Raw genomic sequence first — 6,015 nt, 5'->3', positions numbered from 1 at the left:
AGCTGTTTTACACCTCGAAAGCTCAGGGGACGGGTTTGGGCTTGGCGGTTGTGCAATCGGTGGCGAGGGCACATGGCGGCTATATGAGCTTGCATTCTGGTGTCAGTGTTGGAACAAAGGCGCGTATTTACTTGCCGCTCAATAATGTGGCAATTCCTGCTGTGAGTCATCCAGCAAACTTATCTCGGGAGGCTCTATGAATAGCCAGTTAGCCATGCCGCTGAATGATGTGGACAGTAAAGTGAAGCATAAAGTAATGGTCGTGGAAGACGACTTTGACCTTCGCGAAGCCTTATGTGACACGTTACTTCTCGCTGATTTTGAGGTGATTCAAGCCAGTAGTGCCGAGCAGGCATTAGCGCTGTTACCTAATTATTTAGATTTGGCGCTGGTGGTTTCAGATGTGAATATGGGGGCATTAAGTGGCCACGATTTGCTGCGTATTATTCGAAAGGATTTTGCTCATATCCCCGTGCTGTTAATTACAGCTTACGCGAGTATCAGCGAGTCTGTTGAAGCAATGCGTGAAGGTGCCGTAGATTATTTAGTCAAGCCTTTTGAGGCCGAGGTGTTGGTTTCAACGGCGCGTAAATTTGTCGGCCATGTGGCTTCTGCGCTGGGTGATGAGCCTGTCGCCATGGCCCCGTCGAGCCAAAAGTTACTTCAGCTTGCCCGGCGTGTGGCTCAATCAGATTCTACAGCTTTGCTGGTAGGGGAGTCGGGTACCGGAAAGGAGGTATTGGCTCGCTATGTTCACGAACATTCACCCCGTAAAAACCAGCCCTTTATCGCTATTAACTGCGCGGCTATCCCCGAAAACATGCTGGAAGCCATGCTCTTTGGGCACGAAAAAGGGGCTTATACCGGTGCTTATAGTTCGGCACCGGGGAAATTTGAGCAGGCTAATGGCGGGACTATTTTATTGGATGAAATATCCGAAATGGCTTTACCGCTGCAGGCTAAATTATTGCGCGTGTTACAAGAGCGTGAGGTGGAGCGTTTAGGGGGGCGTAAGTGTATTAAGTTAGATGTACGCGTTATAGCGACCACCAACAGAGACATGCGGCAGCAGGTTGTGGATGGTAAGTTTCGCGAAGATTTGTACTTTCGATTAAGTGTACTGCCGTTGCAGTGGGCACCCTTACGCGACAGAAAAGAAGACATACTGCCGCTAGCCCTGAGCTTATTACAGCGTCATGCGGTTAAGCAGCATCGCGCTGGGGTGCGCTTGAGTGATAGTGCCGAACTTACTCTGTTGAGTTACCCATGGCCTGGTAATGTGCGTGAGCTAGATAATGTTATGCAGCGCGCCTTGATCTTACAGGCTGGGAATGTCATCGAGCCAGAAGATCTCGGCTTGCAGGCAGGGCAGTTGTATAGCGAAAAGCCTTCATTGATTGATGTGGTCTCTAACCAGGCTGTTGCGGATGCCAGTGCTATACCTGCATATTTACGTACGGCAAGCTCTGCACGGGAAGAGTCTATATTGACTGTGGATAGTGATGGAGCTGTGTTAGGGCAGGACTTAAAACAGCGCGAGTATGAGATTATTGTGCAAACCTTACGTAAAGAGAATGGTAGTAAGAAAGAGACGGCAAAGCGCTTAGGTATTAGCGCCAGAACCTTAAGGTATAAGATGGCACGACTTAGAGAGGATGGTTACGATATCGATTTAGTGACATGTTAATAGGGTTTTAGATTGTTATGTTTAGTTGCTTCGTAAATTCGACTAAAAACAGTCTAATAATTCAAGCGAAAGTCCAAAATAAGGCTTTTCTCGGATAATAAAAATAGACATAATCGGAACCAGTCGCTTAAAAGCGATCTAAACTTTTGTGGTGGTGGAGCGAAGAGTCCGTTCCGGTTCCGCAGTATTAGAATGCTCTTATTTGTTGTGCGGGTGGTTGTTCCACTCAAAGATTCGCCCCTGGCGGGCTGTCTGCTCTAGTTAAGTTTTTTATGTGTTGTTTTTACATGAGGAGCCTGTGCTATGGGTCTTGAAATTATTAAGCAAGATATTAATCTCGATTTAATGCATCAAGATATTGATGATTTTGTTGATGAGGAAAGTGCAAAGCCGCTAGGCGTTGATGCACGACGTAAGCTCGAGGATAAAATTGAAGAGCTACGTTTAATGCGTGAAATGAAAGAGTTCGATTTTGATGGCTGATGAGCCTAGCACTTTAATCTTTTGTTAAGCGAATGTATGAAGGTGCCTCAGGGCTCCTTCATGTTTTTACATAGAATCCAATTAATATCCGGTGGTTTATACCTGCCATTCGATTGATGTTGGGCTGTAAGGTTTGGCTCTTTGCCTTGAGGGGGTTGGTCTGCAAATCTTGCCCTTTTTTGTGTGATCCCTTCACTACTTCTGTTTGCTGTTATGCCGATCAATTCACCGAGGCGTGCTTTGATCGGTGCGATGCCGCCCATTTAATTCCATCAAACCCTTTGTTCTGTCATAAAACTGTTGTATAACAATGCTTTATCAGCGGCGTGATGTATCCGTTCACCATTTCTTGTAGGTTTGCATGTCTATTAAATCTACAGTTTTAAGGTAGCGACAGTATGACAGTGACACGATCGGAGCTTATCGAGCGCATTGCCGATGCTCAGCAAGAAATTCAAGTGCGCGATGTTGAACTTGCTATCAAAATGCTGGTTGAGCAACTGGCGCAATCGGTAACGGCCGGTGAGCGCGTAGAAATTCGTGGTTTCGGTAGTTTTGAATTGCACTACAGGCCGCCAAGGCAGGCTAGAAACCCAAAAACTGGTGAGCAAGTTGCTCTGGACGCAAAACATGCGGTTCATTTTAAGCCAGGCAAAGAGCTGCGCGAAAAAGTGAATGAGCAATTAGCTGATATTCGCTAGTTTACGCTCTAGTCTCAGTTTCATTCTTACCTCATCGTATTATTTTTTGTATTTCCCCTCTATAATCCCGCGCAATTTCAAAAAGCGAGTTAAGGATTCTTATGTCAGTTGTTATTCCTGTAGTTTTGTCAGGTGGTAGTGGAACGCGTTTGTGGCCAAAGTCTCGCCAGCATTACCCTAAGCAATTGCATAAGTTGTACGGCGATTATAGCTTGTTGCAACATACGGTTAAGCGTGTGGCTGGTGATGTTGCGCCTATTGTTGTTTGCAATAACGAACAGCGCTTTATGGTGGCAGACCAGCTAAGCGAAGTGCTTGCATCCAAGGCCGATATTATCTTAGAGCCAATAGCGCGAGATACGGCGCCAGCGGTAGCGGTAGCGGCATTGCATGCCATGGCACGCGACCCCGAAGCCATTATTGCGGTATTCGCTGCAGATCACCTAATCAAAAATACCGACGCCTTTAATGAGGCGGTTAAAGCTGCGGCTGCATTGGCCGACGAGCAAAAGCTGGTGACCTTTGGCATTGCTCCTACAAAGCCGGAAACCGGCTATGGCTACATTAAAGCGGCAGATAAAGGTGGCGCTAGTGCAGTGGCTAGTTTTGTGGAAAAGCCCAATAGTGCAACAGCCGAGCAATACGTAGCCAGTGGTGACTATTACTGGAATAGCGGTATGTTTGTGTTTAAAGCAGCACAATTAATAGCCGAGCTGGAAAAGTTTCAGCCAGAAATAGTCGCGGCTTGTAAGGCAGCCCTAGGGGCAAGTGTTCAAGATCTCGATTTTATTCGCTTAGATGAGGCTGCCTTTGCTAAAAGCCCCGCTATCTCGGTGGATTATGCCCTAATGGAAAAAACCCAGCAGGCATGGGTATTACCCCTGGAAAATAGCGGCTGGAGTGATATTGGTAGTTGGGATGCGCTTTGGGAGGTTAGTGATAAAGACGCCCTTGGTAATGCCTTTGTGGGTGATGTTATCGCTAAAGATAGTCATGATTGTTATGTCAATGGTAACGGGCGCTTAGTGGCGCTTGTGGGCTTGGAAGACATAGCGGTTATCGATACGGCCGATGCCGTGTTAGTGATTAACAAAAAGAATTCGCAGGCGGTTAAGGCTGTTGTCGGTGATTTAAAGGCGCAAGGGCGCAGTGAATTCTCTTTGCACCGCGAGGTACACAGGCCTTGGGGTTGTTACGACAGCATCGATAATGGCGAGCGCTACCAAGTAAAACGCATATCGGTTAAACCCGGCGCCAGTTTGTCACTTCAGATGCATCATCATCGCGCCGAGCATTGGATTGTTGTCTCTGGTACGGCTGTTGTTCAGCGTGGGGATGATGAAATGCTGTTGTCAGAGAATCAATCCGTTTATATCCCGCTAGGTGAGAAGCACCGGCTGACAAACCCCGGTAAGGTTTTGCTGGAGTTAATAGAGGTACAAAGCGGTAGCTACCTAGGGGAGGATGATATTGTCCGTTTCGAGGATGTTTTTGGTCGCGTTTAATGCTTTCGGTTTTTGGTGTTATAAAATCGGTTACCTAAAGTTACAAAATATCACTTTTGGGTAGTGGCTTAACACTGCTAAACTCCGTAAAAGCAATTTTGACTACAAGCTATGCGTAATTGGTGTGGTTTTGGTGTCAATTCGAAGGTAAGTGCGACATTGTTTGAGGTTTTGGCTGTACTTGGCGCCAAAAACAACCCGTTTGGACTAAGGTTGTTACAGGTTTTGAGATGGCGGGCAGGCAGTGTCAATATTAACGGTAACAAGCTTAGACTTATCGAGCAGAGTCTTTTTGGAGTTCTACATGGAATATGGATTTGCGGTAATGGGCGTCGCCTTTTTGGCGACAGTGGCAGCCGTAAAGCTGTTTAGGCCAATTGCTGTAAGCATAGGTTTGGTAGATAAGCCGGGCGGCCGTAAGCACCACAGCGGTGCCATTCCGTTAATTGGCGGTTTAGCCATGTTTGCTGGCATCTTTTTATCCTCCTATATTTTTCTAGAGCAACCCCCGTTTGTACGTGTATTTATGCTGGGTGGTGCCTTGGTTGTTTTTATGGGTGCTATGGATGATAGGTACGACATTAGTGCCCGCTTTAGATTAGTGGCTCAGTTCTTAATTGCGGCATTATTCGTCTATGGCCTAAAGTTGAGTGTAGGCTCTTTTTGCGATATTTTGGGTCTAGGCGAAATTCGCTTGGGCTGGTTGGGTTACCCCTTTGCATTGGTGGCGATAATAGCGGTAATTAATGCGATTAATATGTTGGATGGCATTGATGGCTTGGTCGGGGGGTTGGGTTTAACCAGCTTTTTGGGCTTGTCGTTATTGTTTGTAGGGGCTGGCCAGCTGAATCTTGCTTGGTTGTGCTTGGGGTTGGTGGGCTCCTTGATGGCGTTTTTGTTGTTTAACCTTTGGGGTAAACCTGAAAAAACGCGCATTAAAAAAGTATTTATGGGTGATGCTGGCAGTATGTTTGTGGGCATGGCTTTAGCGGTGCTATTGCTGTGTGGCACTAACGAGCAAGCAATAGCGTTTAAGCCCATCACGGCTTTGTGGTTTGTATTGTTGCCTATGACCGATATGGTTACCCTAATGTACCGCCGAATTAAGCGCGGTAAATCGCCTTTGGCGCCCGATAGAACCCATATTCACCATATTCTAATGCGTGCCGGCTTTAGCTCTCGCCAAACGCTTTACATCATGCTATTTGTTCAAATGTGCCTAGTGTCCCTAGGGATGATTTTTAATTACCTACCACAAGCCGAGGCCGTATCCTTTAGCTGTTGTCTGGCGTTTGTATTGGCCTACCAACTGCTGATGAAGCGCAGCTGGCGCTTCATCCGCTGGAACAAACGCCGCTTCGCATAGCGGATTCGCTACGCTCAAGAAGCGAGAAAATACTGAATCCGGATACGAGAATGCGCTTCGCTTAGGAGGCGAGAAAAAGAGATACGGGAGGCGTGATGCTAGGCCTGAGAAGTAGGCTTCCAAATCCTAGATTCCCGGCGCGAAGCGCCTCCCGAGCGAAGCGTTCCCGATTCATGAACGAAGTGAACCCTGCCGCAAACAAATGGGTTAAAATTCCAGACTCCCGACGCGAAGCGTTCCCCTATTCCGGCATCCCGAATCTATACTCCTGAG

General features: G+C 47.1%; 6 protein-coding genes. All 6 read left to right on the top strand.

The window, feature by feature from the left end; genetic code table 11:
- On the top strand, nucleotides 1-200 hold a 200-nt coding region (locus tag AC3A8L_RS11935; protein WP_487962487.1), incomplete at its 5' end, for an ATP-binding protein.
- Complete coding sequence (locus AC3A8L_RS11930) at nucleotides 197-1,687, top strand: sigma-54-dependent transcriptional regulator (protein WP_487962486.1); 1,491 nt, start codon at nucleotides 197-199, stop codon at nucleotides 1,685-1,687. The genes AC3A8L_RS11935 and AC3A8L_RS11930, both read left to right, overlap by 4 nt.
- Before the next feature lie 303 nt (nucleotides 1,688-1,990).
- Nucleotides 1,991-2,170, top strand: coding sequence for a PA3496 family putative envelope integrity protein (locus AC3A8L_RS11925; protein ID WP_487962485.1), 180 nt, complete (start codon nucleotides 1,991-1,993; stop codon nucleotides 2,168-2,170).
- 404 nt (nucleotides 2,171-2,574) lie between these two features.
- Nucleotides 2,575-2,871: an integration host factor subunit beta gene (ihfB, locus tag AC3A8L_RS11920; RefSeq protein WP_487962497.1), complete on the top strand. Its 297-nt coding sequence runs from the start codon at nucleotides 2,575-2,577 to the stop codon at nucleotides 2,869-2,871.
- Between the two features lie 101 nt (nucleotides 2,872-2,972).
- Nucleotides 2,973-4,376, top strand: a complete 1,404-nt coding sequence (locus tag AC3A8L_RS11915; RefSeq protein ID WP_487962484.1) for a mannose-1-phosphate guanylyltransferase/mannose-6-phosphate isomerase — start codon at nucleotides 2,973-2,975, stop codon at nucleotides 4,374-4,376.
- Nucleotides 4,377-4,680: 304 nt separating this feature from the next.
- Complete coding sequence (locus tag AC3A8L_RS11910) at nucleotides 4,681-5,742, top strand: undecaprenyl/decaprenyl-phosphate alpha-N-acetylglucosaminyl 1-phosphate transferase (RefSeq protein WP_487962483.1); 1,062 nt, start codon at nucleotides 4,681-4,683, stop codon at nucleotides 5,740-5,742.
- Nucleotides 5,743-6,015 lie beyond the last annotated feature (273 nt).

The organism is Marinagarivorans sp., from assembly GCF_982758155.1.
The sequence above is the reverse complement of the archived record's forward strand: the minus strand, read 5'-3'. Positions and strand labels throughout refer to the sequence as shown.

Coding starts and splice junctions, on each gene's coding strand:
- AC3A8L_RS11930 (WP_487962486.1), top strand. CDS start 197: ATGAATAGCCAGTTAGCCATGCCGCTGAATGATGTGGACAGTAAAGTG.
- AC3A8L_RS11925 (WP_487962485.1), top strand. CDS start 1,991: ATGGGTCTTGAAATTATTAAGCAAGATATTAATCTCGATTTAATGCAT.
- AC3A8L_RS11915 (WP_487962484.1), top strand. CDS start 2,973: ATGTCAGTTGTTATTCCTGTAGTTTTGTCAGGTGGTAGTGGAACGCGT.
- AC3A8L_RS11910 (WP_487962483.1), top strand. CDS start 4,681: ATGGAATATGGATTTGCGGTAATGGGCGTCGCCTTTTTGGCGACAGTG.